Below are 25,239 nucleotides of genomic sequence, written 5' to 3' on the forward strand. Positions count from 1 at the left end.
CCCAATGAAACGCCCCCGGCCCCCGATTTCCCGGTATGACAGTCACGAATCGGTCGTAGTCGTAATTAAGTTGGTATACGCCGCCAGTCGTCTCCGCAACCGTGCCGTCCGAATCACTCGCCGAACTGGGCGACATCACTCGCCGAGCTGGGCGACCTCCCGCGCGGCGTCGGGGCCCGCGTCCAGCAGCAGCCGGAACCCGTCCTCGTCCAGCACCGGCACCTTGAGGCTCGCCGCCTTGTCGGCCTTGGACCCGGGGTTGTCCCCCACGACCACGAAGCTCGTCTTCTTGGAGACCGAGCCGCTGAGCTTGCCGCCCCGGCTCTGCACGGCCTCGGCGGCCTGGTCCCGGGAGAAGCCGGCCAGTGTGCCGGTCACCACCACTGTCAGCCCTTCCAACGGGCGGGGGCCCTCGTCGACCGCCTCCTCCGCCATCCGTACGCCCGCCTCGGCCCACTTGCGGACGACCTCCCGGTGCCAGTCCACGGCGAACCACTCGCGGATGCTGGCCGCGATGGTCGGCCCGACCCCGTCGACGGAGGACAGCTCGTCCTCGCTGGCCGCGTCGATGGCCTCCATCGAGCGGAAGTGCCGGGCGAGCGCCTGGGCGGCGGTGGGGCCGACATGGCGGATGGAGAGCGCCACCAACACCCGCCACAGGTCGCGCTCCCGGGCGACCGCCAGATTGTCCAACAACTTGACCGCGTTGCTGCCCAGCGTGCCGTCCTTGTTGACGAAGAACGGGGACCGGGACAACTGCTCGGCGTCGAGCTGGAACAGGTCGCCCTCGTCGGCGATGACGTCCGCGTCCAACAGGGCCGCCGCGCCCTTGTAACCGAGCACCTCGATATCGAACGCGCCGCGCCCGGCGAGGTGGAACACCCGCTCGCGCAGCTGTGCCGGACAGCTGCGGGTGTTGGGGCAGCGGATGTCGATGTCGCCCTCCTTCGCCGGCGCGAGCGGAGTGCCGCACGCCGGGCAGGTGGTCGGCATGACGAACGGCCGGGCGTCGGCGGGCCGCAGGTCGATCACCGGGCCGAGCACCTCGGGGATCACGTCACCGGCCTTGCGCAGCACCACCGTGTCGCCGATGAACACGCCCTTGCGTTCGACCTCCCGGGCGTTGTGCAGGGTGGCCAGCGCGACCGTCGAGCCGGCGACCCGCACCGGTTCGAGCACGGCGAACGGGGTGACCCGACCGGTGCGCCCCACGTTGACGTCGATGTCGAGCAGCTTGGTGGTGACCTCCTCCGGCGGGTACTTGAAGGCGATCGCCCACCGCGGCGCGCGACTGGTCGAGCCCAGCCGACCCTGGATGGACACCGGGTCGACCTTGACCACGACCCCGTCGATCTCGTGCTCGACGTCGTGCCGGTGCTCGGCGTAGTAGGCGATGTATTCCGCCACGCCGGCCAGATCCCTGACGACCCGCCACCGGTCGCTGGTCGGCAGCCCCCACGCCTTCAGCGCCGCGTACGACTCGGACTGGGCGGTGGGCTGGAACCCCCGGCGGGCGCCGATGCCGTGCACCACCAGGCGCAGCGGTCGGGAGGCGGTGATCCGTGGGTCCTTCTGCCGGAGGCTGCCCGCGGCGGCGTTGCGGGGGTTGGCGAACGGTGCCTTGCCCTGCTCCACCAGGCCTGCGTTGAGGTCGGCGAACGCGGCGACCGGGAAGTAGATCTCGCCCCGGACCTCCACCAGCTCGGGAACGTCCGGGAACTCGGCCGACGCGGTGAGCTGGCCGGGCACGTCGCGGATGCTGCGCACGTTGGCGGTGACGTCCTCGCCGGTGCGGCCGTCGCCCCGGGTGGCCGCACGGACCAGCCGACCCTTCTCGTAGGTCAGGTTGATCGCCAGCCCGTCGACCTTCAACTCGCACAGGTAGGGCACCGCGCCACCGGCGTCCCGCTCGACCCGCTCGGCCCACGCCGCCAACTCCTCGTCGGCGAACGCGTTGTCGAGCGACAGCATCCGCTCGGCGTGGGTGACCGGGGTGAAGTCGGTGGAGAACGTGCCACCGACCCGTTGGGTCGGTGAGTCGGGCGTCCGCAGCGCCGGGAACTCCGCCTCCAAGGCCTCCAGCTCGCGCAACTGCTTGTCGAACTCGGCGTCGGTGATGGTCGGCGAGTCCAACACGTAATAGCGGTACTGGTGCTCGGTCAGCTCCTGGCTGAGCGTGGCGTGCCGCTCCCGGGCCTGCGGCGTGGGCTCCGCCCCGGCCGCCGCCTCCTGAGCCGGGCTGACCTGCTGACCGATCTGCTCCTCGGACACACCGCCACCTTCGGACACGCCTGCGACCTCCCTGATCACGCTACTCCGGCACGGTATCGGGCCGGTGGGACAATCCGGCGTCCGCCCGCGCCGGAAGCGATGCCGCCCTCACCCGCCTTCCGTGCTGGCCCGGTGATCGACTCCCGCACCCGCCTCCCGTGATCGCCTTCCTCACCCGCCTCCCGTGATCGCCTCCCTCACCCGCCTCCCGTGATCGCCTCCCTCACCCGCCTCCCGTGATCGCCTCCCTCACCCGCTTCCCTCGGTCGACTCCATATCGGCGACGTGGTGCCTTCCCACCGCCCCGACACCCCCACATCGCCGCCCTGGAGTCGATCACCGAGCCAGGACCGGCCGCCGGCACCGACGACGGCGCGTTGGGCGTTTGTTGGCAGGCGGCACCGACAACGGCACGCTGCCGCGTCGTTCACAGGCAGCACCGACAACAGCACGCTGCGGCGTTGTTGGCGGGCGGCACCGCCGGCAGCGTGCGAGGATCGCCGGACGGTGCGGCCCTCGGGGTCGCCGGAAGGCGGAGGTACGGATGCCCGAGGCACTGCTCTGGGCGGTGGCGATCCTGCTGGCGGTTGCTGCCGGTTGGGCGTGGAACAGCTGGCGGCACCGGGTGTCGACCCGCCCTCCGGGCACCCGCCCGGACCGCACCGCCCCGGACCGCACCGCCCCGGACCGCGCCGGTGGTCGGCGTCCGGCTCCGCCGCGACCGCGCAACACCGACCGGCCGGCCAAGCCGCGCCCGCGTGACTCCGACCGGCACGACGCCCCGGCGCCCGGCGAGATCTGGTGGGCCGACGTGCCGTACGCCGACGGCACCGGATCGAAGGTGCGCCCCTGCCTGGTGCTTCGCGCCGACTCCCGGGGCGCCGACGTCCTGAAGATCACCAGCCAGGACAAGAGCGACCGGGACGACCACGTGCGGATCCCCACCCGGGACTGGGACCCCGGCGCGGAGCACGACAGCTACCTCAGCCTGACCGAGCCGGTCCGCCTCAGCTCGGCCGCCTTCGCCGACCACGCCGGCCGCTGCGACGCCGACCTGTGGAAGAAGGTCCGCAGCCTGCGGCACCTGCCCACCGCCTGACCACCCACCGCCTGACCCCCGCTGCCCGGTCGCCCCGGCCATCACGTCGCGCCGATCACCGAGCCGCATCGACCGCCCTGTCGCACCAGCCCGGACTCTGAGGGCCTGATCCACTCGGGTTCCTGAAAAACGCGCCATCACCGGCCCCGCGATGCCCCGACTTTGTGAAACCCGAGTCGATCACAGGCGCCCACCGGGCAGGCTGACCTCGCCCGCCGATCAGGCAAGACCGACCCGGCACGCGGACCCGACACACAGGCCCAGCACGCCGACCGGGCGGGCTGACCCCGCCCGCCGATCAGACAGACCGACCCGGCACGCCGGCCGAGCAGGCAGGCCCCGTCCGCAGACCCGACACACGGACCCGACACACAGGCCGGGCACACGGACCCGGCACACGGACCCGACACACAAGCCGGGCAGGCGGGCCCCACACACGGACCCGGCACGCAAGCTGGGCACACGGACCCGGCACGCAGACCCGACACACAGGCCGGGCACACGGACCCGGCACGCAGACCCGACACACAAGCCGGGCACACGGACCCGACACGCGGACCCGGCACACGGTCCAGCCGGGCAGACCCGGCACGCGGCGGGTCAGTCCCAGGTCGAGCCGAGGGTGGCGAGCTGGTCGGCGTACTCGATGCGGTCCGCCCATTCGGTCGGCCAGGCGGCCATCCCGAGCGCCGCGCCCACGAACGCGCCGGCCAGGGCGGCGATCGAGTCGGAGTCGCCGGCGGTGGTCGCGCCCCGGGCCAGGGCGGTGACCGGGTCGTCGGCGTGCCGTACGGCGCAGAGCAGCGCGGTGGCCAGCGCCTCCTCGGCGACCCAGCCTTCTCCGGTGGCCCGGCACGGGTCGCCGCCGTCGTCCGGTCGCCCGAGCGCGTCGACCAGTCGGCCCAGCGCCACCAGGCACTCGTCCCAGCCCTGGGCGATGAACTCCTCGGGAGCTCGCGAACCGGGGCGCTGCCACAGGTCACCCAGCCACTGCTCCCGGTAGACCAGGCGCTGGGACCGCGCCCGCTCGATGAGCAGCGCGGGCACCTCGGGCAGTGTGGCTCCCGCGCGGAGCGCGAAGACCGCGTACGCGGTCAGCTCGCTGGCGGCCAGCCCTGTCGGGTGACCGTGGGTCAGCCCGGCCTGCAGCTGGGCGAGCCCGGCCAGCGTGTCCAGGTCGACGTCGAGCAGGCCGACCGGGGTGACCCGCATGTTGGCCCCGCAGCCCTTGGACCCGGCCACTGTCGCTTCCTGCCAACGCACCCCACGGCTCAGCTCGGCGCAGGCACGCAGGCAGGTCATGCCCGGGGCGCGGTTGTTGTCCGGGCTGACCGCCCAAGCCAGGAAGCGCTGTCGCAGCAGCGGCTCCACCGCCTCCGGCGTCAACGACGGCGCTTCGCGCAGCGCCCAGCCGACCGCGAGCGCCATCTGGGTGTCGTCGGTGACCAGGGCCGGCTCGCCGGACAGCTCGCGGGGGCCTGCCGGACCGTAGCGGTGCTCGATCTCGGCGACGGTCAGGAACTCGGTCGGCTTACCCAGCGCGTCACCGTAGGCGAGGCCGTAGAGCGAACCGGAGGCGCGCAGCGCGGGATTGTGGATCACGGCGGCCATCATGCCCGGCCGCCGCAACCCGTGCCGAGGTCAGTCCCAGCAGAGACAGAACGGGTGGCCGGCCGGATCGGCGTACACCCGGAAACCCTCGCCCTCGCCGGGCAGTCGCCGGGCACCGAGCGCGAGCGCCGCCTTCTCCGCGGACTCGATGTCGTCCACCGTCACATCCAGGTGGAACTGCTGAGGGCGCTCCGGGTCCGGCCAGGCCGGTGGCCGCAGGTTGAGCGCCTGCTGGAAGGCGAGACGCGGCTGGTGACCGGGCGGGCCACCCAGCACCACCCAGTCGTCGTCCGTCTCACCCTCGGCGAGAGGCACGCCGAGCAGCTCGGCGTAGAACGCCGCCAGCGCCCGTGGATCCGGGCAGTCGATCACCACTGAACGCAGCTGTCCAATCATGACCGTCATCCTGCCCAGCGGGTACGACAGGAAACCTCAGACCTCGGCGAGCCGCCGGCCGGCGTCCCGACAGGCCGCGAGCACCGCCCGCGCGTACTCCGGGGTGGCACCGGCGAGACCGCAGGCGGGAGTGACCACCACCTGCTGGGCGAGCTGCCGGCGGGGGAAGCCGAGGCGGTCCCAGAGCTGGCGTACCCGATCGGCGATCTGCGCGGAGGTCGGAGCGCGACCGGCCGACGGCGGCCGGGTCGGCGCGGCCCCGGCCAGCAACCCGAGGCCGGCGTCGACCGCCTCGCCCAGCGGGTCCAGGTCGTTGACGAGGTCCAGGTCGAGGGCGACCGCGTCGGCGCCGGTGGAGCGGATCAGCTCCAGCGGTACGTCCGGGGCGCAGCAGTGCACGAGCGTCGGTACGCCGACCGCCTCGACGACAGTACGCAGCAGCGCGGCGGCGTCCACCGACTCGACCGCCCGGTACGCGCCGAACCCGCTCTCGGTCGGCACCCGCCCGGCCAGCACGGCCGGCAGCGACGGTTCGTCCACCTGGAGCAGCACCGACGCCCGGGGCACCCGCCGGGCCACCGCCGCGACGTGGGCGCGCAGCCCCTCGGCGAGGGAACCGGTCAGATCGCGGACCGCGCCGGCGTCGCGCAACAGTCGGCCGCCGATCGGCAGCTCCAGGGAGGCGGCAAGCGTGAGCGGCCCGGCGGTCTGCACCTTGATCGGCCCGGCGTACTCCTCGGCCTGCTCGGCGAGCTGGTCCAGGTCGCGTTCCATCAGGTCGAGGGCCCGGCGCAGGTCGCGGCCCGGGCGCGGGGCGACCCGCCACCGGCCGGCGTACACCTCGACGGGCAGGTCGACCAGCAGGCCGGCGGAACGGCCGATCAGGTCCGCACCGGGGCCACGGGCCGGCAGTTCGGGCAGGTGGGGCAGGTCGGGAAGCTCACCGAGGACCACCCGCTGGGCCTCGCCGATGTCGGTGCCGGGCAGCGAGCCGATGCCGGTTGCCGAGCCCGCCGGCCAGGGCCACGCCTGATCTGTCACGGCCGACAGGCTATCCCGCCGGCACCCGGGCCGTGCGGTCAGCCGGTGATGGTCGCCGAGCCGAGGACCACGTCACCGGCCGGGTCCGGCCGGTACGCGACAAGGGCCTGACCGGCGGCGACGCCGCGTACCGGCTGGCGCAGCTCGGCGTGCAGCAGGTCACCGTCGAGGGCGACCGTGGCGGGCACCACGCTGCCGTGCGCGCGCAACTGCACCTCGCACTCCACCGGAGAGTCCGGAAGCGCGCCGCCGGTCCAGACCGGACGAACGGCACGGACCTCGGACACCTCCAACGCCTCGGCCGGGCCGACGGTCACCGTGTTGGTCTTCGGGGTGATGGAGAGCACGTAGCGCGGCCGGCCGTCCGGGGCGGGCCGGTCCAGGTGCAGCCCGCGACGCTGCCCCACGGTGTACGCGTACGCGCCGGTGTGGCTGCCGACCACCGCGCCGGTGCTCGCGTCCACCACGTCGCCGGGCGCCTCGCCGAGCCGGCCGGCGAGGAAGCCACGGGTGTCGCCGTCGGCGATGAAGCAGATGTCGTGCGAGTCGGGCTTGTCGGCGACCGCCAGGCCACGCTCGGCGGCTTCCGCGCGGACCTGCGCCTTGGTCGAGTCACCCAGCGGGAAGATCGACCGGTCCAGCTGCTCGCGGGTGAGCACGGCCAGCACGTACGACTGGTCCTTCGCCACGTCGACACTGCGTCGCAGCAGCCCGTCGGGGCCGAGCCGGGCGTGGTGCCCGGTCACCACCGCGTCGAAGCCCAGCGCCACCGCCCGGTCCAGCACCGCCGCAAACTTGATCTTCTCGTTGCACCGCAGGCAGGGGTTCGGCGTGCGACCGGCCGCGTACTCGGCGACGAAGTCGTCCACCACGTCCTCGTGGAAGCGGTCGGCCATGTCCCACACGTAGAAGGGGATGCCGATCACGTCGGCGGCCCGGCGGGCGTCGCGGGAATCCTCCAGGGTGCAGCAGCCGCGCGCCCCGGTCCGATAGGTCTGTGGGTTGCGGGCCAGCGCCAGGTGTACGCCCGTCACGTCGTGCCCGGCCTCCACCGCCCGCGCCGCCGCCACGGCCGAGTCAACCCCGCCCGACATCGCCGCCAGAACCCTCACCCGTCCACTCCCCTTCCCCGTTCCCAGGAACAACCCTATCCACCCGCCTCCCAACCCCGTCGATCATGGAGTTGTGGTGCCCGGAGACGCCGAGAAGGCACCTTTTGTCACCCACCACAACTCCATGATCGACGGGGTTGGGGGCGGGACGGGGCGGGGGCGGGGCGGGGCGGGGCGGGGGCGGGGGCGGGGCGGGTTAGCGGGGGGTTCGGAGGGCTGCTGCTCGGCGGGCTCGCTCGACTGCTGCCGGTAGGGCCGCCACGACGGCGTCGACGTCGGCCTGGGTGCTCGTGTGGCCCAGGGAGAACCGCAGCGAGGAACGGGCGCGGTCGTCGTCGGCGCCCATCGCCAGGAGTACGTGCGACGGCTGGGCCACCCCCGCTGAGCAGGCCGAACCCGTCGAGCAGGCGATCCCCTGCGCATCGAGCAGCAGGAGCAGCGCGTCGCCCTCGGAGCCCGGGAAGGAGAAGTGCGCGTTGCCGGGCAGCCGGTCGACCGGGTCACCGTTGTAGATCACCTCGGGCACCGCCCGGCGTACCCGCTCGATCAGGTCGTCGCGGAGTGCGGCCACCCGGGCCGCGTACTCCTGCTGGCCCTTCACCGCCGCCTCGACGGCGACCGCGAAGGCGACGATGCCTGCGGTGTCCAGGGTGCCGGAGCGGATGTCACGTTCCTGGCCGCCGCCGTGCAGCAGCGGCGTGGCCGCCACGTCCCGGGCCAGCAGCAGCGCGCCCACCCCGGCCGGGCCGCCGAGCTTGTGCCCGGTGACGGTCAGCGCGGCTACCCCGCTGGCGGCGAAGTCGACGGGCACCTGACCGACCGCCTGGATGGCGTCGGTGTGGAACGGCACACCGTGTTCGGCGGCGACGGCGGCCAGCTCGGCGACCGGTTGGACGGTGCCCACCTCGTTGTTCGCCCACATCGCGGTGATGACCGCCACCCGGTCGGCGTGCGCGGACAACTCGGCGCGCAGGTCCTCCGGGTCGAGCCGACCGACGGCGTCCACCGGGAGCAGGCCGACGTCGGCGCCCTCGTGCTGCGCCAGCCAGTCGACCGCGTCCAGCACGGCGTGGTGCTCGACGGCGCTGGAGACCACCCGGCGGCGGTCGGCGCCGGCATCCCGGCGAGCCCAGAAGATGCCCTTGACCGCGAGGTTGTCACTTTCGGTGCCACCACCGGTGAAGATCACCTCGGACGGCCGTGCGCCCAGCACCGCGGCCACCCGTTCACGCGACTCTTCGACCCGGCGGCGGGCACGGCGGCCCGACGCGTGCAGGGAGGACGCGTTGCCGACCTCGCGGGCGGTAGCGACGTACGCCTCCAGTGCCTCGTCGAGCATCGGAGTCGTCGCCGCGTGATCCAGGTAAGCCATCACCGTTCAGCGTACGGCCGACACGTCGGGGGCCGGATGCCGGAGGGGCTGAACGCCACGTGCCGGGGTGGGAAGTCCCACCCCGGCACACGGCGTGACCTCGTCAGGCGGGTACCGCGGTCACGACGATGTTGTCCCGGTACTTGCGGGCCTTCGCGTCGAACGGCCCACCGCACGTGATCAGCGTCAGCCGCGGCCTCCCGTCCCGGGCGAAGTACCGGTCCAGTGGAATCCTGGTCTTGTCGTACTCCTCGCGGGCCACGACCCGGTACCGCCGGGCCTCGCCGTCACTGCCGGTCGCGGTCACCGTGTCACCCTGGTCCAGCTCCCGGAGCCGGAAGAACGCACCCTTGCCCTGCTTGGCGCTGTCCACGTGACCGGCGATGACCACCGATCCGGCCTCCGCCTCCAGGCCGGGGCCGTGGCGGTACCAGCCGATCTGGTCGACGCTCGGCGGCACCTCGAACTCCTCGGTCCGCTCGTTGATGCCGACCGCGTTGACGGTGGCGGTGACGCCGATCTCCGGGATCACCAGCCGTACCGGCCTGACGGTCTCCGCGTCGGCGGGCAGCTCACCGGCGGTCACCGGAACCGACGGGCCGCCCGCGACGGTCGGTGGGGCGCTGGCGAGGGCTGTCGCCTCGTCCGCGCCCACGTTCCCGGCCGGCTGCGAGCCGCACGCCACCAGGCCGGCGACGGTGAGCGCGGCAACGCCGGCGGCCACTGCCGCCAGCGCGCCGCGGTTGTGCACCGTCACTTGCGACCGGTCCGCGCGGTCGCCATCCGCACCCCGCCACCGAGCAGCAGGAGTACGCCGGCGCCGGTGAGCACGTACCACCAGGTGTTCACGCCCGTACCGGCCTGACCACCGTCACCGCTCGGCACGCCGCCGGGGGCGGAGTGCAGGCCGGAGATGGTCTGTGCCACCACACCGAGCGTCTTGCCCTCGGCGGAGCCGATCGCGTAGACGACCGTGGCGGTGCCCTCCTTGAGGTTGAGGTCCGCCGGGCCGATGGCCACGGTCTCGGTGCCGGCCAGCACCACGTCCGCCTTCACGCTGCCCGCGTCGACGTCGCCCTTGGCCTCGTTCGGGTTGGTGAGGTCCTCGAAGACCGGGGTTCCACCGGCGCGTACGTCGACCGCCGGGGCGGCGGCGGTGTGCCGGACGATGAGCCGGGCCTTGCCGGCGGCGACCTTCGAGACGTCGTTCACGAACGGCGTGATCTTCGGCTGGCCGGCGGCGTCGAGGTGCGCCGCGATGCTGATGTTGGCCCCGCCGGGCACCGCCGCGTTGTCGGCCTTGAGGATCGCGCTGCCGATCGGCTCGCCGGGCTTGGTGAGCGCGATGTCGTAGTCGCCCTCCTCCAGGTTCAGCGGGCCGGCGACGTCGCCGGGCTTGAAGTTCTCCAGCGTCTTCTTGCCGTTGACGTAGACGTCGACCGGGGTGTCCGGGATGCCGTGCACGACGGAGACCTTCGACGTGGCGGCGTACGCGGGGGTGGCGGTGAACGCGCCGACACCGGCGAACGTCAACGCGGCGACCGCGCCACCCGCGGCGACCCGACGGAAGTACGAGAGCTGCATGTCTGCCTCCTGGTGATAAGTGCTGATTCGTCAGGCCTGGCTTGCAGAACGGATTACGCCGGGTCCGCGACGGGCGGATGCGCTCTCGACGCGATTCTTTTTCTCGCCTCCGACCGCATCCAGATCCCCGTCGTCCGACGAAGAGCAGGTGAGATGACTTTGACCGGGAGAGTGGGGCGAGGGCTGTGGCAGCTACAGTCGGGCATGCCCCATCGAAGGCGGGCCGCCCCGTGACGGCGCTGCCACCGCAACCGGACCCACCGGCGGACGACCTCGCGGCCCGGTTCCGAGCCGGCGACGAGGCGGCGCTGCGTGCGGCGTACGAGCGTTACGGCCGCGCCGTCCTGCACCTCGCGACCACCATGCTGGCCAACCGGGCCGACGCCGAGGACGTGACCCAGGCGACTTTCGTGGGCGCGTGGCTGGGCCGGGAGACCTTCGACCCCGCCAAGGGATCGCTGGTCGGCTGGCTGCTCGGCATCGGCCGACGCAAGGTGATCGACCGCATGCGCGCCTCGGCGCGGGAGACCCGGGTGGTGGAGACGGTCCGGCAACTGCCCGAGCCGGCGCAGACCGGCCCCGACCCGGACCGGGTGGTGGATCGGCTGGTGATCGCGGACGAGCTGGCACGCCTCCCGGACGACCAGCGACGCATGTTGGAGTTGGCCTTCTACGACGACCTGACACACCAGCAGATCGCCGCGGTGACCGGGGTGCCGCTGGGCACCGTGAAGAGTCACATCCGACGCGGTATGGCGAGCTTGAAGCGCAGATGGGAGGTGGATGGTGCAGCACCTGGAGCACGAGCGGCTGGTCTTTCTGGCGCTCGGTGAGAGCGAGGCGGACGACGGGGAGCGCACCCACCTCGACACCTGCGCGCACTGCCGGACGGAGCTGTCGGCCCTGCGGCAGGTCGCCGGGCTCGGCGCCGAGACGCAGGGTCTCGGCGACCTGCCCGACCCGCCGGAGCACATCTGGCAGGGCATCGAAGCCGATATCCGGGCGGCCGAGGGCACCGAGGTCCACGCGCCCGTGGCGGTGCTGACCGATGTCGATCGGCAGCAGGTGCCGGGGCAGACCCGCGGGACGGAGACCGGGTCGGTGACCCGGCTGGATCCGACGCGCCGGCCCCGCCGGGGGCGCGGCTGGTCCCGTTGGGCGGCCACGGCGGTGACCGCCGTCGCGGCGGCGGCGGTCGGTGTGGCGGGTACGGTCACGGTGCTGCGGCCGACGGATCCGACGCCTGCGGAGACGCCGACGGTGCTGGCCAGCGCGCCACTGGCGGCGTTCGGCTCGACGCCGAAATCGGCCCAGGGCGACGCCCGCGTCCTACAGGGCGGCCAACTGCATCTGCACGTGGCGAATCTCCCGAGCGTCCCTGGGTACTACGAGGTCTGGCTCATCAATCCGACGACGATGGAGATGTTCTCGGTGGGCACCCTGGGGAGCGGTTCGGATGCTCTGCTGCCGCTGCCCCCGAACGTCGACCTGACGAGTTACTCGGTGGTCGACGTCTCCGCCGAGCAGTACGACAACAACACCCGCCACTCCGGCGACAGCCTGTTGAGGGGCACCCTGACGGGCTGATCGGTGGGCCGGTTCAGCTCCCCGGCCCGCCGATCAGCTCCCTGCTACGAAAAGTGGCCGCCCGTCGCGACGGGCGGCCACTTTTCGTAGTTACCGGGTCACTTGCGCTTGCGGATCTCCTCGGCGGCCTGCGGGACGATCTTGAACAGGTCGCCCACCACGCCAAAGTCGGCCAGCTCGAAGATCGGCGCCTCGCCGTCCTTGTTGACCGCGACGATGGTCTTCGAGGTCTGCATGCCGGCCCGGTGCTGGATGGCACCGGAGATGCCGAGCGCGACGTAGAGCTGCGGGGAGACCGTCTTACCGGTCTGTCCCACCTGGAACTGGTGCGGGTAGAAGCCGGAGTCGACGGCCGCGCGGGACGCGCCGACGGCACCGCCGAGGAGGTCGGCCAGCTCCTCGACCAGCTTGAAGTTGTCGGCGTTGCCGACACCCCGACCGCCGGAGACGACCACACCGGCCTCGGTCAGCTCGGGGCGGGAGCCCTTCTGCTCGGCAACCCGCTCGACGACCTTCGCCAGCTTGTCCGTGTCGGTGACCGACACGGTGAGCTGCTCGATCGCCGGGGTGGCCGCCGCCGGGGCGGGGGTGACCGAGTTGGGCCGGACGGTGACCAGCGGCAGGCCCTTGGTGACCTTGGCCTTGACGATCGTCGAGCCGGCGAAGGCGACCTGCGTCGCGGTGCCGTCGGCGTCCAGGCCGACCACGTCGGTCAGGATGCCGTTGTCCAGCTTGACGGCGAGGCGGGCGGCGATCTCCTTGCCCTCCTGGGCGGAGGCCAGCAGCACGGCCGCCGGCTGCACCCGCTGGACCAGCTCGGCCAGCACCGTGGCCTTGGGGGCCACCAGGTAGCCGTCGATCTCGTCACCCTCGGCGGCGTAGATCTTCTCCGCGCCGTACTCGCCCAGCTTGCCGCTCAGCGCCTCGGCGGCGCCGGCGCCGCCGAGCACCACCGCGCTCGGGGTGCCCAGCTCGCGGGCGAGGGTGAGCATCTCCAGGGTGACCTTCTTGACGCCGAATTCCTTGGTGGCTTCGACGACGACGAGAACCTCAGACATGTCCAGACCCGCTCTCACACGAACTTCTCGGTGGCGAGGAACTCGACCAGCTTGACGCCGCCCTCGCCCTCATCGGTGATCTTGGCGCCGCCGGAACGCGGCGGGCGCTTGGTGTGCTCGACCACGGCACTCGTGGCGCCGTCGAAGCCCACCTCGGCGGGCGCGACACCGAGGTCGGCCAGCGCGAGCGTCTGCACCGGCTTCTTCTTCGCGGCCATGATGCCCTTGAACGAGGGGTAGCGCGGCTCGTTGATCGTGTCCCAGACGGAGACCACGGCCGGGGTGGAGGCGGTGACCACCTCGTACCCCTCCTCGGTCTGCCGCTCGACGGTCAGCGTCGCGCCGTCGACGGTGAGCTTGCGGGCGCCGGTGAGCGCCGCGACGCCCAGCCGCTCGGCGATCATGTGCGGCATGACCTGGACCCGACCGTCGGTGGACTCCGCGCCGCAGATCACCAGGTCGGCGTTGAGCTGCCCGAGCGCGGCGGCGAGCACCTTGGAGGTGGCGACGGCACAGGAGCCGTGCAGGGCGTCGTCCAGCACGTGCACGGCCTTGTCCGGGCCCATGGAGAGCGCCTTGCGGATCGACTCGGTCGCCCGGTCCGGACCCATGGTCAGGATGGTGACCTCGCCGCCGTGCGCCTCCTTGATCTTCAGCGCCTCCTCGATGGCGTACTCGTCCATCTCGTTGATCACGTTGTTCGCCGAACCGCGGTCGACGGTGTTGTCGTCACTGCGCAGGTTGCGGTCCGCGCCCGAATCAGGCACCTGCTTGACGAGTACGACGATATTCATCGCGCTTCGACGACCCTCCTGTGTGGTGTTGCGATTCGCTCGCCCGGTCTGGGGCGCAGCGTCGCGCGTCGGTCGACGCCAGGTCAACCGCGGGCTGCTGTGCGGTTTCCCACGAGGCAATGTTACCTGCCAGTAGGTTGCGCTCCCGAGGCACACAGAGTGACACAGCTCACCGACGACGGGACGGTCAGGCCGGCTCGGCCAACGCGACCCGGATCTGGTCGATGGCCGCCGCCTCGGCCGGTGCGACCCCGTCGTGCGCCCGGGCCACCCGGTCCGCCGCAGCCAGCACCACCGACCGGTACGCCTCCACGTCCGGCGGTGACTTCTCGCGCAGGATCAGCACCGCCTCGCGCAACGCCGGCAGCACCACCGACTCGATCTCCAACTGCGAGTCCCGGGGAAGCCGCGGTAACGGGCCGGTGGTCAGCGCCTCCTTGATCGCCCCACTGGCGTCGGCGAGCGCGCCGGACGCGGCGATGCTCTCCCGGATCACCCCCAGCACCCCCGGGTCGGCGTTGGAGACCAGGAAGACAGCACCGAAGGCACCGGTCTTGATGGTCAGGCGCTCCTCGTCCGTCAACCGCTGCTCCATGATCACGGAGTGTAGACGTACGGGGTGGTGGTGGTGACGGCGACGAGGCCGAGCCGCTGGAGGATCGGCCGGCTGTCCTCGGAGCAGTCGACCTGCATGAGCGTCCGACCCCGCTGCTCGGCCAGCCGCGCCCGGTAGTTGACCAACGCCCGGTAGATGCCCTTGCGCCGCCACTGCGGCAGCGTCGAGCCGCCCCACATCGTGGCGAAGCCGGTGTTCGTCGGGAACCGTACCCAGCCGGCGCTCACCACAGTCTCGCCCGCCTCGGCCACCACCACGGTGATCGAGGTCGGGTCGGCGTCGATCTCCTTGGCCAGACCCGTCACCAGGTGCGAACGGTCCGCCTTCCAGACCTCCTCCTCCATGGCGGCGATCCGCTCCAGGTCCTCCCGGGCGGTCACCTCACGAAGGCGTACCCCCTCGGGGACGACGGGCAGCGCGGCGGCCAGCGGGGCGACCGGCCCGACCACGACGGTCTCCCGGTCCTCCGGGACGAAGCCGGCCGCGCGCAGGCGGTCCGCCAGGTCGGCTGGTTCGTCGTGCTCGTTGAGCTTCCACTCGACCGACTGGCCACGCTCACGGAACAGCTGCACCTGCCGGGCGATCAGCTCGTCCAGCGCGTCACCGGTCAACCCGCCCAGGTCGCGGTACGTGAGGAACCCGCCGGCGTCCAGACCGAGGATCCGGACCAGCGGCCCGTCCCGCTCCACGGTCACCCCCGCCGGAACCGGGTCGGGGATCTCCGGGCGGAGTTGGTTGTCGTAGGCGTCGCGCAGCGTCTTTACGTCGAGATCAGTCACCGGCTCAGGCTAAGCGGCCTGGGAAGTGGATATTCTCCCACTGTGTGGGAGGCGATCAGGCGGTGGTTCGACCCGGCGGAGCTGCGCTCGGTCGGTGAGACTCCGGACTATCGGTTCTCCCTCGCCAACGAGCGAACCTTCCTCGCCTGGCTGCGCACCGGGCTGGCGCTGGTCGGCGGCGGGTTGGCCGCCGCACAGTTCCTGCCGCCCCTGCCGATGAGCCACCTGCGGGAGGTGATCGCGGTGACACTGCTGCTGCTCGGCGGGGTGGTCGCGATCCGCGCCGTGGACCACTGGGCGCGCACCGAGCGGGCCATCCGGCTCGGTGAGGAGCTGCCCGCGTCGCGGTTCCCCGCCATCCTCGCCATCGCCGTCGGCGCCGGGGCGGTGCTGCTGGTCGTCGCCGTCCTGATCCGGGCCGTGGGCGGTCGGTGAGCACCGGACGCGACCCCGGGCTGCAACCGGAGCGGACCCGGCTGGCCTGGCGGCGCACCCTGCTCACGGCCACGGTGGTGACCGCGCTGGCCGTCCGGCTGGCGTCGACCGGAGACCCGGTCGGGGCGCTGCTCGCCGGGGTCACAGTGGTGCTGTGGGGTGCTCTGCTGGCGCTCTGCTGGCCCCGCGCGACCGGCACCGGACCAGCCCGCACCGGCGGCCGGACGCTGCCCCTGGTCGCCTTCGGCACCGTAGGCCTCGCACTACTGGGAGTGTTGCTGGCGCTGCGCGGACTGGGGTGACGGGAAACGGTGCGCCATGATGGGTGCATGGCCCGGCTTGGCGTACTCCTCTTCCTGGTGCAGATCGTCCTCGCGGTCTGCGCGCTGATCAGCTGCCTCTCCGCCGAGGAGGGGCAGATCCGTGCCCTGCCCCGGATCGCCTGGGTGCTGATCATCTTGTTCTTCCCACTGATCGGCTCGATCGCCTGGTTCCTCGCCGGCCGGGAGGCCGGCTCCGGCGCCCGCAAGGGCTGGCTGGGCGGCGCCGGCTCACCCGAGCGACGGCGGCCCCGCACTGTCGCCCCCGACGACGACCCGGAGTTCCTGCGTTCCGTGCAGGAGCGCGCCAAGGAACAGGACGAGGAACTCTTCCGCCGCTGGGAGGAGGACCTGCGCCGCCGCGAGGACGACCTTCGTCGCCGCGACGGTGACCCGCCCCGCGAGGGTGACCGACCGGAGGTGTGAGCGCGCCGCCGTCGCCCCTGCGAGGGAGCGACGGCGGCGGCGGGTGCGACTCAGGCCAGGTTCGACGACCGGGGGTACGCGTCGGTCGGGTCGGTGAGCACGTTGACCAGGTACGGCACTCCGGCGTCGAACGCACGCTGGAGCGCCGGACCGAGATCGGCGGCCTTGGCGACCGTCTCCCCCGCACCACCGAGCGCGCTGACCACCGTGTCGTAGCGCAGTTCCGGCTGGAGGTCGGCGGCCACGTCGTAGCCGTACATGGCCCGCATCGGGTGCTTCTCCAAGCCCCAGATGCCGTTGTTGCCGACGACGATCACCACCGGCAGCTTCTGCCGGACCAGCGACTCGACGTCCATCAGCGAGAAGCCGGCCGCGCCGTCGCCCATCAACACGCAGATCTGCCGGTCCGGGTGACTGACCCGGGCCCCCATCGCGTAACCCATGCCGGTGCCCAGGCAACCGTACGGGCCCGGGTCCAGCCACGTGCCGGGCTGCGACGGCTCCAGGTACCGCCCGGCGTACGACACGAAGTCGCCACCGTCGCCGATGGTGATCGCGTCCGAGGCCAGCACCCGACGCAGCTCACCGTAGATCCGCGCCGGACGGATCGGGTCGGTCTCGGCGGCCATCTCGGCGGCGTCGCGTGCCTTCGCCGCGTCCTCGGCGACACGCAGGTCGGCGATCCAGTCGGCGTGGTCGGTCCGGTCACCGGCGTGGTCGGCCAGCGCGGAGAGGATCAGACGCAGGTCGCCGGCGGGAGCCGCAGCCGGCTGCACGTGCGTGGCCCGCTGGCTGGGCGCGTCGACGATGTGCACCACCTTGGCGTCGCCGAAGTCACCGAAGCTGAGGCGGAAGTCGAGCGGGGTGCCCACCACCACGACCACGTCGGCACCGGAGAGCGCGGCCCGACGGGCCTTGGCAAACGCGAGCGGATGCGTCGGCGGGAGCGAGCCGCGGCCCATGCCGTTGGTGAATACCGGGACCTGCAACGCCTCCGCCGCCTCCCGCAGCGCGGCGACCGCGTCGCCCGCGTACACGTCGGAGCCGGCGATGATGACCGGTCGCTGCGCCCCGGCGATGAGCAGGGCGGCGCGGCCGACCTCCTCCGGGTCCGGCGCGATCGGGTCGACGCCGGTCGCGGCGGGCAGGTCCGCCTCGGCGACCGAGAAGACCGTCTCGAGCGGGAAGTCGAGGAAGGCCGGGCCGCGGTGCGGCGTGAGCGCGGCGGTGAGCGCCGCACCCACCGCGCGCGGGATGTCGTCGGTGCTGAACACCGTCTCGGCGTGCTTGGTGACCGGGGCGACGAGCGGCAGGTGGTCCATCTCCTGGAGGCTGCCGGAACCCCACCGGAACGCGGGCGCGCGGCCACCGAGCACCAGCACCGGCGAGGCGTTGAAGAACGCGCTGGTCATGCCGGAGATGCCGTTGGTGACACCCGGCCCGGCGGTGAGCACGGCGAGGCCGGGACGACGCTGGAGCTTGGCCACCGCCTCGGCGGCGAAGACCGCTGACTGCTCGTGCCGGACGTCGTAGATCGGGAAGTCGGTCTTGTACGCCGCGTCGTAGAGCGGGAAGACGTGCCCTCCGGAGAGGGTGAACATCTCCCGTACGCCGTGCGCGCGTAGGGCCGCGAGCGCCAACTCGCCGCCGTGACCCTCGATCCGCTCCGTCATTCGCCGCTCCCCTTCGTTCCTCTTGACCGAGGCCTCACGCTACTGGCCGGTAGGAACAATGTGAACCGTTCTCGGCTAAGCCGTGTCAGCGGCCGGTGAAGTCCGGCTTGCGCTTCTCCACGAAGGCCGACATGCCCTCCCGCCGGTCGTCGGTGGCGAACAGCGCCGCGAAGAGCTGACTCTCCCAGGCCAGGCCCGAGTTCAGATCCATGTCCAGGCCGCCGTCGACCGCCAGCTTCGCCGCGCGCAACGCCTGCACCGGCCCGGTCAGGTACGGCTTCACGTAGGCGACCGCGGCCTCGTAGACCTCGGCGGCCGGGACCACCTGGTCGGCCAGGCCGATCCGCAGCGCCTCCTCGGCGTCGACCATCCGGCCCGTCATGATCAGATCCTTGGCGCGGGCCGGGCCGACCAGGCGGGCCAGCCGCTGGGTGCCGCCGGCGCCCGGGATGATGCCGAGCTTGATCTCCGGTTGGCCGAGCTTGGCGTCGTCGGCCACGATCCGCCAGTCGCAGGCCAGCGCCAGCTCGCAGCCGCCGCCGAGCGCGTACCCGGTGATCGCGGCCACCACCGGCTTGGGGATCCGGGCGATCGCACCGAGAGCGCTGGACAGGTTCGCAGCCCGGTCCGCCATGTCGACATAGGACATGTCGGCCATCTGCTTGATGTCCGCGCCAGCGGCGAAGACCTTCTCCCCGCCGTACACGATGACGGCGCGAACCTCGGGGTCGTCGGTGGCGGCCGTCGCGGCGGCGCGCAACTCTTCCTGCACCTGGGTGTTGAGCGCGTTCATCGGCGGCCGCTCCAGTCGGATCGTGCCGATGCCGTCAGTGGTCTCCAGCCGAACGAACTCGCCCACGCTGCCCTCACTTCCTCGTCGAAGTCGCGTGCCAACCTTACGACCCGGCTCGTTTGGGTAAGTAGTGTGGTGTCAGCCCCGTGGGCGGGAGTCCAGCCATGACGACGTACTACGACGACAGGTCGGTGCAGGTCACCTCCACCACCGTCCGGGTCGATGGCCGCACCTACGCGCTCTCCGACATCAGCATGATCTGGCACCGCCAGGGCAGCCGATCCTGGCGGGTGCTCGCCGGGCGCGGAGCGATCGGAGCGGCGCTCGCCGGTCCGCTGGTCGCGGCGGTGCTCGGCATCGGCGTGGCCGTGTGGCTGCACCGCTCCCCCACCGTGACGATCGCGATCGTCGGCGCGTCGGTGCTGGTCGGCTTGGCCGTCGGGCCCGTCGCCGACTTCCTCTTCGAACACCTGGACCGCTCGTACGCCCGGGGCAGCCGCCAACGGGAGATCTGGGCCCGCTGGCGGGGTCAGCCCGTGCGGTTGCTGCGCACCGGCGACGCGCTGCGCTTCGGGCAGATCTACCGGGCGGTGCAGCGCGCAGTCGAGCACAGCCAACCGGCCCGCCCCGTCACGCGCCGCTAGCCGGTCTGGTCCCGTTCCCCGCCCTGCCCCCGTTCCGACCTGAGTGCGGCGGACCGCCACCGGAGAGAACCGCGCTCGCCAGCCGGACGCAGCGGGCGGCGGGCTGGCGGCAGGCCCTCCGGCAACGGGCTGGCGGCGAGCCCAGCGGGCGCGCACGAGCCCAGCGGCCGCGCGCGGGCGGGCGCGGGCGGGCGCGGGCGGGCGCGGGCGGGCGCGGGCGGCGCGGGCGGGCGCGGGCGGCGCGGGCGGGCGCGGGCGGCGCGGGCGGGCGCGGGCGGCGCGGGCGGGCGCGGGCGGGCGCGGGCGGGCGCGGGCGGGCGCGGGCGGGCGCGGGCGGGCGCGGGCGGGCGCGGGCGGGCGCGGGCGGGCGCGGGCGGGCGCGGGCGGGCGCGGGCGGGCGCGGGCGGCGCGGGCGGGCGCGGGCGGGCGCGGGCGGGCGCGGGCGGGCGCGGGCGGGCGCGGGCGGGCGCGGGCGGGCGCGGGCGGGCGCGGGCGGGCGCGGGCGGCGCGGGCGGGCGCGGGCGGGCGCGGGCGGGCGCGGGCGGGCGCGGGCGGGCGCGGGCGGCGCGGGCGGGCGCGGGCGGGCGCGGGCGGGCGCGGGCGGGCGCGGGCGGGCGCGGGCGGCGCGGGCGGGCGCGGGCGGCGCGGGCGGGCGCGGGCGGCGCGGGCGGGCGCGGGCGGGCGCGGGCGGGCGCGGGCGGCGCGGGCGGGCGCGGGCGGGCGCGGGCGGGCGCGGGCGGGCGCGGGCGGCGCGGGCGGGCGCGGGCGGGCGCGGGCGGGCGCGGGCGGGCGCGGGCGGGCGCGGGCGGGCGCGGGCGGGCGCGGGCGGGCGCGGGCGGGCGCGGGCGGCGCGGGCGGGCGCGGGCGGCGCGGGCAGCGGGCGGCGCGGGCAGCGGGCGGCGGGCCCAGGCGCAGCGGGCGCAGGGTTCGTGCAATGCCTATGGAGCTGATGTCGCAAACGAATCAGACCGGGCCCGCAGCGCCACAGCACGGCGCTATGGCGCCATAGCAAAACGCTGACAGACGCCGCCGGCCACGGTCACCGCCACGCGCCATCGTCACGGGCACGGGCACGGGCACGGGCACCGGCCCGGCACCGGCACCGGCACCGGCACCGGCACCGGCACCGGCACCGGCAGGAAGGATCCCTGGGCCACGAATCGCAGGGCACCGGCACCGGATTGTGACGCAGCGGCCCCACCACACCTGATGTCGCAAACGATTCAGCTCCAAAGGACCGTCGCGACATCACCTCCACCCTCCCGCCGACGGACGGCGAAGCCGGGGCGGGCCGCCGGGCCGAGGCGGGCCGGGGCGGGCCGCCGGGCCGGGGCGGGCCGCCGGGCCAGGGCGGGCCGCCGGGCCAGGGCGGGCCGCCGGGCCAGGGCGGGCCGCCGGGCCAGGGCGGGCCGCCGGGCCAGGGCGGGCCGCCGGGCCAGGGCGGGCCGCCGGGCCAGGGCAGGCCGGGCCAGGGCAGGCCGGGCCAGGGCAGGCCGGGCCAGGGGCAGGCCGGGGCGAGCCCGGGCCAAGCGCCGGTGGCCGAGCTGGGCGAGGTTTGCCCGGCGGTGGTTAGGCTTAGTGATGACCCTCTATTACCGGGACGACGCGGTGCAGGTCACGTCCGAGTCGATCCGGGCGGGTGGTCACGTGATCGCCCTGTCCGACGTGACCTTCGTCTGGCACGCACGGGGGCAGAAGACCCTCGCCGTACGCGGCCGTGTGCTGGGTCGCGGGGTCCTGGTCCTGCTGCTCTCGCTGCCGCCGCTTGTCGCCGTGGTCTGCGTGTTGTCACTGGCCTGGTCGGCGCAGGACCGGGGCAACTGGCAGCTGGCGCTGATCATCCTGGCGGCCTGCGCGGTGGGGGCGCTCGCCCTGGCACCGTTCCTGGAGATCCCCCTCGGCTGGCTGGACCGCTCCTACGAGCGCGGCAGCCACGTGCACGAGCTGTGGGTGCAGCACCACGGCCGGGAGGACCTGCTGGTGCGTACCCCCGACGCGTTACGGTTCGGGCAGATCTACCGGGCCGTGCAGCGCGCCGTCGAGCAGCAGGGGGACCATCGATGACCACCCGCCGTGGCGAAGCCGCCGCGCTGGCCGGGCTGCTCGCCGCGGCCGGTGTCACCCACCTGGTACGCCCCGGCTTCTACGACCCGATCGTGCCGGGCGCGTTGCCCGGCCCGGCCCGCTTCTGGACGTACGCCAGCGGGGTCGCCGAGCTGGCGGTGGCGGCGGCCGTGGCGCACCCGGCCACCCGCCGGGCCGGAGGTCGGGCCGCAGCAGCCCTCTTCGTCGCCGTGCTGCCGGCCAACGTGAAGATGGCTGTCGACTGGCGGCACCGGCGTCCGGCGAAGCGGGTGGTCGCCTACGGGCGGGTGCCGATGCAGGTGCCGCTGATCTGGTGGGCCCTGCGCGTCGCCCGCGCCAGCCGGTAGGCCCGAGGTCGGCCAGCCGGACGAGAGGTCGGTCAGCTCAACGGCAGGGTGGTGGCGATCGGCCAGCCCACCACTGCGGCGCCCAACACGGCCGGCAGCCAGCGTGGGGCCGCGTACCGGCGCAGTACGGCCGCCCAGGCAGCCTGCCAGCCGAGCAGCAGCGCGAACAGCGGCACCACCAGCACGACGAAGCCGGGCGACAGACCGACCAGCGTCATCGCGGTCAGCACGACCACGGCGACCGCGACGACCAGCAGATGCCGACCGGTCCGGCCGGCGGCGACCAGTTCGACGCCCCACAGGAACACCAGGCAGGCGCCCGCCACCAGTGGGATCAGCCACCAGCGAGCACCGACCGGCAGCGCCGAGGTCAGGCCCAGGTGGATCGGCAACGCGACGGCGAGGACGGCGTACCCGGTCAACGCCAGCGTCGCCACGACGGTCCGTGCCGTTGCCCGCCGACCCGCCGTGTCGGACGGTGGTCGTGGTACGCCGAACCAGGCCGGCAGCCAGCGCTGGCCCGCTGTCAGCAGACCGCCGGTGACCAGCAGGAAGCCGGCCACGTAACCGCCGACCGCCAGCGGCAGCCGGGCCGTCGGCAGCACCGCCGCGACGCCCGCACCGACCCCGGCCGCCAGCACCACCGACGCGACCAGCGGCAACCCGCCGAACGGCACCCGGTCACCGGATGGCGCTGGGCGGCCACCAGGCGCCGGGCGGCCGGACGTCGGGCGCGGCAGGAGCAGGGCCGCCAGCGGGACCACACCGATGCCGAAGGCGAACACCAGCAACGCCGCCCCGGTGAGCCGGGCGAGCGGTCGCGGCCGGGCGGTGCCGTCGCCGCCGGGCAGCCAGTCGGCGATCTCCTGGTGGGTACGGGCGGCGAACAACACGGAGATGTGCTCCGTGCCGGGGACCACGACCGCCGGCCGTCGACCCGTCGACGCACCGCGTCGGGCGGCGTCGTCAGCCGCCCTGCGGAAGGCGGGAAACTCCGCGCCTCCCACGATCAGCAGCAACTCCGACGGCCGACCCGGGGGCAGTTCGCCCGCCTCGGGCAGCGAGATCGCCACGGTTCGGGCGATCTCCGGGTGCGCGGTGGCGTACCGGGTGACCGCACCGGCGCCCATCGAATGGCCCACCAGGACGATGCCCTCCGGGTCGACGTCCGACCGGGAGCGCAGGTAGCCGACTGCGATGTCCAGGTCGGCGGTGAGCGCGGCGGCGGACGTGTTCGAGCCGACGCCGGACAGCCGCGCCGGGTTGGCACCGTGTCCGGAGAAGTCGAACAGCAGCGCTACCGCTCCGCGCCGGGCGACAGTGTCGGCGATCGGGCGCATCAGCCTGGCCGAGCGGCGAAGCCGTGCGCGATCACCACACCGGGTCGGCGGACGCCGGGGGTGGGCGGACCGGCGCGTACCTCGGTCATCGGCACCCCGCCGACGGTGACCTGCCGGGCCGTGAGGCCGGCGTCCGCCCGGACCAGCACCAGCGTGCCCAGCCCGGCGGCGACCGTCGCCAACACGGCGAACAGGACGGCGGTGCGGGTGCGGGGCGGGCGGTGCGGCGAGGATGCCGACATGCCGGCACAGTACCGCCGTCTGTCTATCCCGATGCCCCGCCGACAGCGCCCGTCGGGCGGTTGTGGTGCGGCCGACGCACACTTGACCCCATGGCGATTCCCCTCCCCACCCCGACCGCCGTGGTCGGCCTGACCCGCTCCGCTCTCGACCAGGCGCGGCTCGGCCGCCTCGTTCGCCGCCGTGCCCACCCGCGCGTTCGCGGTACTGGACGGGGTGGAGGCGCTGTTGGCGCGGATCAACGGCGTGGTCGACCGGATCGAGACGACCCTGGACCGGACCGACCAGGTGCTCACCGACGCCGACCGCGTCGCCCGTACCGCCGCCACTGTGGTCGCCAACGCCGAGGGGGTGGCCGACCGGGCCGCCGTCACCGTGGGCACCGCGGCGGAGGCCGCCGCCACCGCGGCCGAACTGCTGGCGGCGTACGAGCCGGCGTTGCGGCGGGCCGCGCCGATGACCGAGCGGTTCGTCGAGCAGCTCAGCCACGAGGAGATCACCGCCGCGATCCACCTGATCGACGAGCTGCCCAAGCTCAAACAACACCTGACGGCGGACATCCTGCCGATCCTGGCCACCCTCGACCGGGTCGGGCCCGACCTGCACGACCTGCTCGACGTGACCCGGGACCTCAAGCTCGCCGTGGCCGGCATCCCGGGCTGGGCATGCTGCGCCGACGCGGGGAGAAGCTCAACGACGACGCCACTGTCTGAGCCCTCGCGGGTCAACAGTCGCAGTGATCGTCGCGGTCGGGGCGGTCAGCTCGTCAACCGGGAGATGTCCTGCGTCCGGGCCGCCACACCCTGGTGTCGACCACCACCAGGGCGGCGGCGGTGGCCGGGTCGGCCGCCGGAACGGCGAAGGTGACGGTCATGCACCGATCCTCGCCAGTACGCCGGTCCGGGACGAGTGGCGGATACGACGTCCTGCACCAACATCCCGCCATGCCGCTCGGGTCCACGTCCGCCGACCCGCTCCTGCTCCCGGCGCCCCGACGGGCGTCAGCCGCGCACCGCGTCCCGAGTTCGGCGTCGAGTGGTACGACCTGGTGGTCTGCGCCGAGCAACCGGGACCGGTACCCGCGGATCGAGGTGGACCGGACGTGCCCTACCTCGACGACGGTGACCTGCGCCGCGAGCATCGACTGGGCACTCGCCCATCTCGCCGAACCGTTGACGGTGGCCCAGCTCGCCGGGAACGCGCACATGTCGCCCCGCACCTACCTGCGGCACTTCGCCCGGGCCACCGGGACCAGTCCGATCCGCTGGCTGATCGACCAGCGGGTCCGGGCCAGCCTGCCCCTGCTGGAGGAGACGGACGCACCGGTCGAGCGGGTCGCCCGCTCGGTGGGCTTCGACACGCCGGTCACGTACCGGCACCACTTCGGGATCATGCTGACCTCACCGTCGGCGTACCGCAGGGCCTTCCGCGTCGGCGTTCCCGGTAGGGGCGCGGACCGGCCGGCGTAGCACGGCCTGGTTCAGGCCGGCGCGTACAGCGCGTCGATCTCGGCGCGCTGGGGAAGCGCCACCGAGGCACCGAGTTTGCGTACGCAGGCAGCGCCGGCAGCCGACGCCCAGCGCACCGCGTCGACCAGGTCGCGTCCCTCGCCCCAG

27 protein-coding genes and 2 pseudogenes are annotated in these 25,239 nt (G+C 73.7%); 11 read left to right on the forward strand and 18 right to left on the reverse strand.

Going from position 1 to position 25,239, the window contains the following annotated elements:
• Positions 1–135 precede the first annotated feature (135 nt).
• Positions 136–2,271, reverse strand: coding sequence for an NAD-dependent DNA ligase LigA (gene ligA / locus GA0070612_RS31100; RefSeq protein ID WP_088991886.1), 2,136 nt, complete (start codon positions 2,269–2,271; stop codon positions 136–138).
• 544 nt (positions 2,272–2,815) lie between these two features.
• On the opposite strand from ligA, the gene GA0070612_RS31105 reads away from it, so the two are divergent.
• Positions 2,816–3,370, forward strand: a complete 555-nt coding sequence (locus GA0070612_RS31105) for a type II toxin-antitoxin system PemK/MazF family toxin (RefSeq protein ID WP_088991148.1) — start codon at positions 2,816–2,818, stop codon at positions 3,368–3,370.
• A gap of 600 nt (positions 3,371–3,970) precedes the next feature.
• On the opposite strand, the gene GA0070612_RS31110 is transcribed toward GA0070612_RS31105, so the two are convergent.
• From GA0070612_RS31110 to GA0070612_RS31140, 7 genes are all read right to left on the reverse strand, one after another.
• Complete coding sequence (locus tag GA0070612_RS31110) at positions 3,971–4,981, reverse strand: ADP-ribosylglycohydrolase family protein (RefSeq protein WP_408630597.1); 1,011 nt, start codon at positions 4,979–4,981, stop codon at positions 3,971–3,973.
• A 30-nt stretch (positions 4,982–5,011) separates the two neighbouring features.
• On the reverse strand, positions 5,012–5,377 hold the full coding sequence (locus GA0070612_RS31115; protein WP_197699274.1) for a VOC family protein: 366 nt from the start codon (positions 5,375–5,377) through the stop codon (positions 5,012–5,014).
• Between the two features lie 36 nt (positions 5,378–5,413).
• Complete coding sequence (locus GA0070612_RS31120; protein ID WP_088991151.1) at positions 5,414–6,418, reverse strand: uroporphyrinogen decarboxylase/cobalamine-independent methonine synthase family protein; 1,005 nt, start codon at positions 6,416–6,418, stop codon at positions 5,414–5,416.
• 38 nt (positions 6,419–6,456) lie between these two features.
• On the reverse strand, positions 6,457–7,530 hold the full coding sequence (gene mnmA / locus GA0070612_RS31125) for a tRNA 2-thiouridine(34) synthase MnmA (RefSeq protein WP_088991152.1): 1,074 nt from the start codon (positions 7,528–7,530) through the stop codon (positions 6,457–6,459).
• Positions 7,531–7,726: 196 nt separating this feature from the next.
• Positions 7,727–8,902, reverse strand: coding sequence for a cysteine desulfurase family protein (locus GA0070612_RS31130; RefSeq protein WP_088991153.1), 1,176 nt, complete (start codon positions 8,900–8,902; stop codon positions 7,727–7,729).
• A 103-nt stretch (positions 8,903–9,005) separates the two neighbouring features.
• Complete coding sequence (locus GA0070612_RS31135) at positions 9,006–9,659, reverse strand: class F sortase (protein WP_088991154.1); 654 nt, start codon at positions 9,657–9,659, stop codon at positions 9,006–9,008.
• A complete protein-coding gene (locus GA0070612_RS31140) occupies positions 9,656–10,486 on the reverse strand; it encodes a DUF4397 domain-containing protein (protein ID WP_088991155.1) in 831 nt (276 codons plus the stop codon). Before GA0070612_RS31140 ends, GA0070612_RS31135 begins: the two co-directional genes overlap by 4 nt.
• A gap of 230 nt (positions 10,487–10,716) precedes the next feature.
• On the opposite strand from GA0070612_RS31140, the gene GA0070612_RS31145 reads away from it, so the two are divergent.
• Together GA0070612_RS31145 and GA0070612_RS31150 are read left to right on the forward strand one after the other, a co-directional pair.
• Positions 10,717–11,319 carry an RNA polymerase sigma factor gene (locus GA0070612_RS31145; RefSeq protein WP_088991156.1) on the forward strand — a complete coding sequence of 201 codons (603 nt, stop codon included), beginning with the start codon at positions 10,717–10,719 and terminating at the stop codon, positions 11,317–11,319.
• Positions 11,273–12,073, forward strand: coding sequence for an anti-sigma factor (locus tag GA0070612_RS31150; protein WP_088991157.1), 801 nt, complete (start codon positions 11,273–11,275; stop codon positions 12,071–12,073). The genes GA0070612_RS31145 and GA0070612_RS31150 overlap by 47 nt, the downstream gene beginning before the upstream one ends.
• Positions 12,074–12,171: 98 nt before the next feature.
• On the opposite strand, the gene GA0070612_RS31155 is transcribed toward GA0070612_RS31150, so the two are convergent.
• From GA0070612_RS31155 to GA0070612_RS31170, 4 genes are all read right to left on the reverse strand, one after another.
• Entirely contained in the window at positions 12,172–13,131 is a 960-nt protein-coding gene (locus tag GA0070612_RS31155) for an electron transfer flavoprotein subunit alpha/FixB family protein (RefSeq protein WP_088991158.1), read from the reverse strand.
• Between the two features lie 14 nt (positions 13,132–13,145).
• Positions 13,146–13,925, reverse strand: coding sequence for an electron transfer flavoprotein subunit beta/FixA family protein (locus GA0070612_RS31160; protein WP_088991159.1), 780 nt, complete (start codon positions 13,923–13,925; stop codon positions 13,146–13,148).
• A gap of 187 nt (positions 13,926–14,112) precedes the next feature.
• Positions 14,113–14,526, reverse strand: a complete 414-nt coding sequence (locus GA0070612_RS31165; protein ID WP_197699275.1) for a hypothetical protein — start codon at positions 14,524–14,526, stop codon at positions 14,113–14,115.
• Complete coding sequence (locus tag GA0070612_RS31170) at positions 14,523–15,320, reverse strand: GNAT family N-acetyltransferase (RefSeq protein WP_088991160.1); 798 nt, start codon at positions 15,318–15,320, stop codon at positions 14,523–14,525. The genes GA0070612_RS31165 and GA0070612_RS31170 overlap by 4 nt, the downstream gene beginning before the upstream one ends.
• 42 nt (positions 15,321–15,362) lie before the next feature.
• On the opposite strand from GA0070612_RS31170, the gene GA0070612_RS31175 reads away from it, so the two are divergent.
• From GA0070612_RS31175 to GA0070612_RS31185, 3 genes are read left to right on the forward strand one after another with little or no spacing between them, the layout of a single operon-like run.
• Positions 15,363–15,755, forward strand: coding sequence for a YidH family protein (locus tag GA0070612_RS31175; protein ID WP_088991161.1), 393 nt, complete (start codon positions 15,363–15,365; stop codon positions 15,753–15,755).
• Positions 15,752–16,057 carry a DUF202 domain-containing protein gene (locus GA0070612_RS31180; protein ID WP_088991162.1) on the forward strand — a complete coding sequence of 102 codons (306 nt, stop codon included), beginning with the start codon at positions 15,752–15,754 and terminating at the stop codon, positions 16,055–16,057. Before GA0070612_RS31175 ends, GA0070612_RS31180 begins: the two co-directional genes overlap by 4 nt.
• A gap of 27 nt (positions 16,058–16,084) precedes the next feature.
• Positions 16,085–16,501, forward strand: coding sequence for a PLD nuclease N-terminal domain-containing protein (locus GA0070612_RS31185; protein WP_088991163.1), 417 nt, complete (start codon positions 16,085–16,087; stop codon positions 16,499–16,501).
• A 50-nt stretch (positions 16,502–16,551) separates the two neighbouring features.
• On the opposite strand, the gene GA0070612_RS31190 is transcribed toward GA0070612_RS31185, so the two are convergent.
• Together GA0070612_RS31190 and GA0070612_RS31195 are read right to left on the reverse strand one after the other, a co-directional pair.
• Positions 16,552–18,174 (reverse strand): acetolactate synthase, encoded by a 1,623-nt coding sequence (locus tag GA0070612_RS31190; protein WP_088991164.1) that lies wholly within the window; start codon positions 18,172–18,174, stop codon positions 16,552–16,554.
• 85 nt (positions 18,175–18,259) lie between these two features.
• Positions 18,260–19,033 (reverse strand): enoyl-CoA hydratase-related protein, encoded by a 774-nt coding sequence (locus GA0070612_RS31195; RefSeq protein WP_088991165.1) that lies wholly within the window; start codon positions 19,031–19,033, stop codon positions 18,260–18,262.
• A gap of 98 nt (positions 19,034–19,131) precedes the next feature.
• Here GA0070612_RS31195 and GA0070612_RS31200 point away from each other — a divergent pair, with 98 nt between their 5' ends.
• Positions 19,132–19,611, forward strand: a complete 480-nt coding sequence (locus GA0070612_RS31200) for a DUF6232 family protein (RefSeq protein ID WP_088991166.1) — start codon at positions 19,132–19,134, stop codon at positions 19,609–19,611.
• Between the two features lie 1,223 nt (positions 19,612–20,834).
• On the opposite strand, the gene GA0070612_RS31730 is transcribed toward GA0070612_RS31200, so the two are convergent.
• On the reverse strand, positions 20,835–21,140 hold the full coding sequence (locus tag GA0070612_RS31730) for a hypothetical protein (protein ID WP_157742650.1): 306 nt from the start codon (positions 21,138–21,140) through the stop codon (positions 20,835–20,837).
• 52 nt (positions 21,141–21,192) lie between these two features.
• On the opposite strand from GA0070612_RS31730, the gene GA0070612_RS31210 reads away from it, so the two are divergent.
• Positions 21,193–21,675, forward strand: a complete 483-nt coding sequence (locus GA0070612_RS31210) for a DUF6232 family protein (RefSeq protein ID WP_088991167.1) — start codon at positions 21,193–21,195, stop codon at positions 21,673–21,675.
• Positions 21,672–22,043 (forward strand): DoxX family protein, encoded by a 372-nt coding sequence (locus GA0070612_RS31215; protein ID WP_088991168.1) that lies wholly within the window; start codon positions 21,672–21,674, stop codon positions 22,041–22,043. The genes GA0070612_RS31210 and GA0070612_RS31215 overlap by 4 nt, the downstream gene beginning before the upstream one ends.
• A 32-nt stretch (positions 22,044–22,075) precedes the next feature.
• On the opposite strand, the gene GA0070612_RS31220 is transcribed toward GA0070612_RS31215, so the two are convergent.
• The gene (locus GA0070612_RS31220; protein WP_231924407.1) at positions 22,076–23,383 is read right to left on the reverse strand and encodes a dienelactone hydrolase family protein; all 1,308 of its coding nucleotides are present in this window, start codon (positions 23,381–23,383) and stop codon (positions 22,076–22,078) included.
• The gene (locus tag GA0070612_RS32765; RefSeq protein WP_231924408.1) at positions 23,383–23,625 is read right to left on the reverse strand and encodes a hypothetical protein; all 243 of its coding nucleotides are present in this window, start codon (positions 23,623–23,625) and stop codon (positions 23,383–23,385) included. The genes GA0070612_RS31220 and GA0070612_RS32765 overlap by 1 nt, the downstream gene beginning before the upstream one ends.
• 181 nt (positions 23,626–23,806) lie before the next feature.
• Between GA0070612_RS32765 and GA0070612_RS31225 the strand changes: the two genes are divergently transcribed.
• Both GA0070612_RS31225 and GA0070612_RS33110 read left to right on the forward strand, forming a co-directional pair.
• Positions 23,807–24,490, forward strand: coding sequence for a hypothetical protein (locus tag GA0070612_RS31225; RefSeq protein ID WP_231924409.1), 684 nt, complete (start codon positions 23,807–23,809; stop codon positions 24,488–24,490).
• Between the two features lie 263 nt (positions 24,491–24,753).
• Positions 24,754–25,092 (forward strand): annotated as a pseudogene (locus GA0070612_RS33110) (helix-turn-helix domain-containing protein); the annotation flags it as partial.
• A gap of 11 nt (positions 25,093–25,103) precedes the next feature.
• Here the strand turns inward: GA0070612_RS33110 and GA0070612_RS31735 are convergent.
• Positions 25,104–25,239: pseudogene (locus GA0070612_RS31735) on the reverse strand (ribokinase); the annotation flags it as partial.

Origin of the sequence: Micromonospora chokoriensis, from assembly GCF_900091505.1 — a bacterium.
Classification (GTDB): Bacteria; Actinomycetota; Actinomycetes; order Mycobacteriales; family Micromonosporaceae; genus Micromonospora; species Micromonospora chokoriensis.

What these genes read in the sequence shown, in the direction of transcription:
- GA0070612_RS31105 (WP_088991148.1), top strand. Translation starts at nt 2,816, where the DNA reads ATGCCCGAGGCACTGCTCTGGGCGGTGGCGATCCTGCTGGCGGTTGCT.
- GA0070612_RS31110 (WP_408630597.1), bottom strand. Translation starts at nt 4,981, where the DNA reads ATGGCCGCCGTGATCCACAATCCCGCGCTGCGCGCCTCCGGTTCGCTC.
- GA0070612_RS31115 (WP_197699274.1), bottom strand. Translation starts at nt 5,377, where the DNA reads ATGATTGGACAGCTGCGTTCAGTGGTGATCGACTGCCCGGATCCACGG.
- GA0070612_RS31130 (WP_088991153.1), bottom strand. Translation starts at nt 8,902, where the DNA reads ATGGCTTACCTGGATCACGCGGCGACGACTCCGATGCTCGACGAGGCA.
- GA0070612_RS31140 (WP_088991155.1), bottom strand. Translation starts at nt 10,486, where the DNA reads ATGCAGCTCTCGTACTTCCGTCGGGTCGCCGCGGGTGGCGCGGTCGCC.
- GA0070612_RS31155 (WP_088991158.1), bottom strand. Translation starts at nt 13,131, where the DNA reads ATGTCTGAGGTTCTCGTCGTCGTCGAAGCCACCAAGGAATTCGGCGTC.
- GA0070612_RS31160 (WP_088991159.1), bottom strand. Translation starts at nt 13,925, where the DNA reads ATGAATATCGTCGTACTCGTCAAGCAGGTGCCTGATTCGGGCGCGGAC.
- GA0070612_RS31185 (WP_088991163.1), top strand. Translation starts at nt 16,085, where the DNA reads ATGGCCCGGCTTGGCGTACTCCTCTTCCTGGTGCAGATCGTCCTCGCG.
- GA0070612_RS31190 (WP_088991164.1), bottom strand. Translation starts at nt 18,174, where the DNA reads ATGACGGAGCGGATCGAGGGTCACGGCGGCGAGTTGGCGCTCGCGGCC.
- GA0070612_RS31200 (WP_088991166.1), top strand. Translation starts at nt 19,132, where the DNA reads ATGACGACGTACTACGACGACAGGTCGGTGCAGGTCACCTCCACCACC.
- GA0070612_RS31210 (WP_088991167.1), top strand. Translation starts at nt 21,193, where the DNA reads ATGACCCTCTATTACCGGGACGACGCGGTGCAGGTCACGTCCGAGTCG.
- GA0070612_RS31215 (WP_088991168.1), top strand. Translation starts at nt 21,672, where the DNA reads ATGACCACCCGCCGTGGCGAAGCCGCCGCGCTGGCCGGGCTGCTCGCC.
- GA0070612_RS31220 (WP_231924407.1), bottom strand. Translation starts at nt 23,383, where the DNA reads ATGCGCCCGATCGCCGACACTGTCGCCCGGCGCGGAGCGGTAGCGCTG.
- GA0070612_RS32765 (WP_231924408.1), bottom strand. Translation starts at nt 23,625, where the DNA reads ATGTCGGCATCCTCGCCGCACCGCCCGCCCCGCACCCGCACCGCCGTC.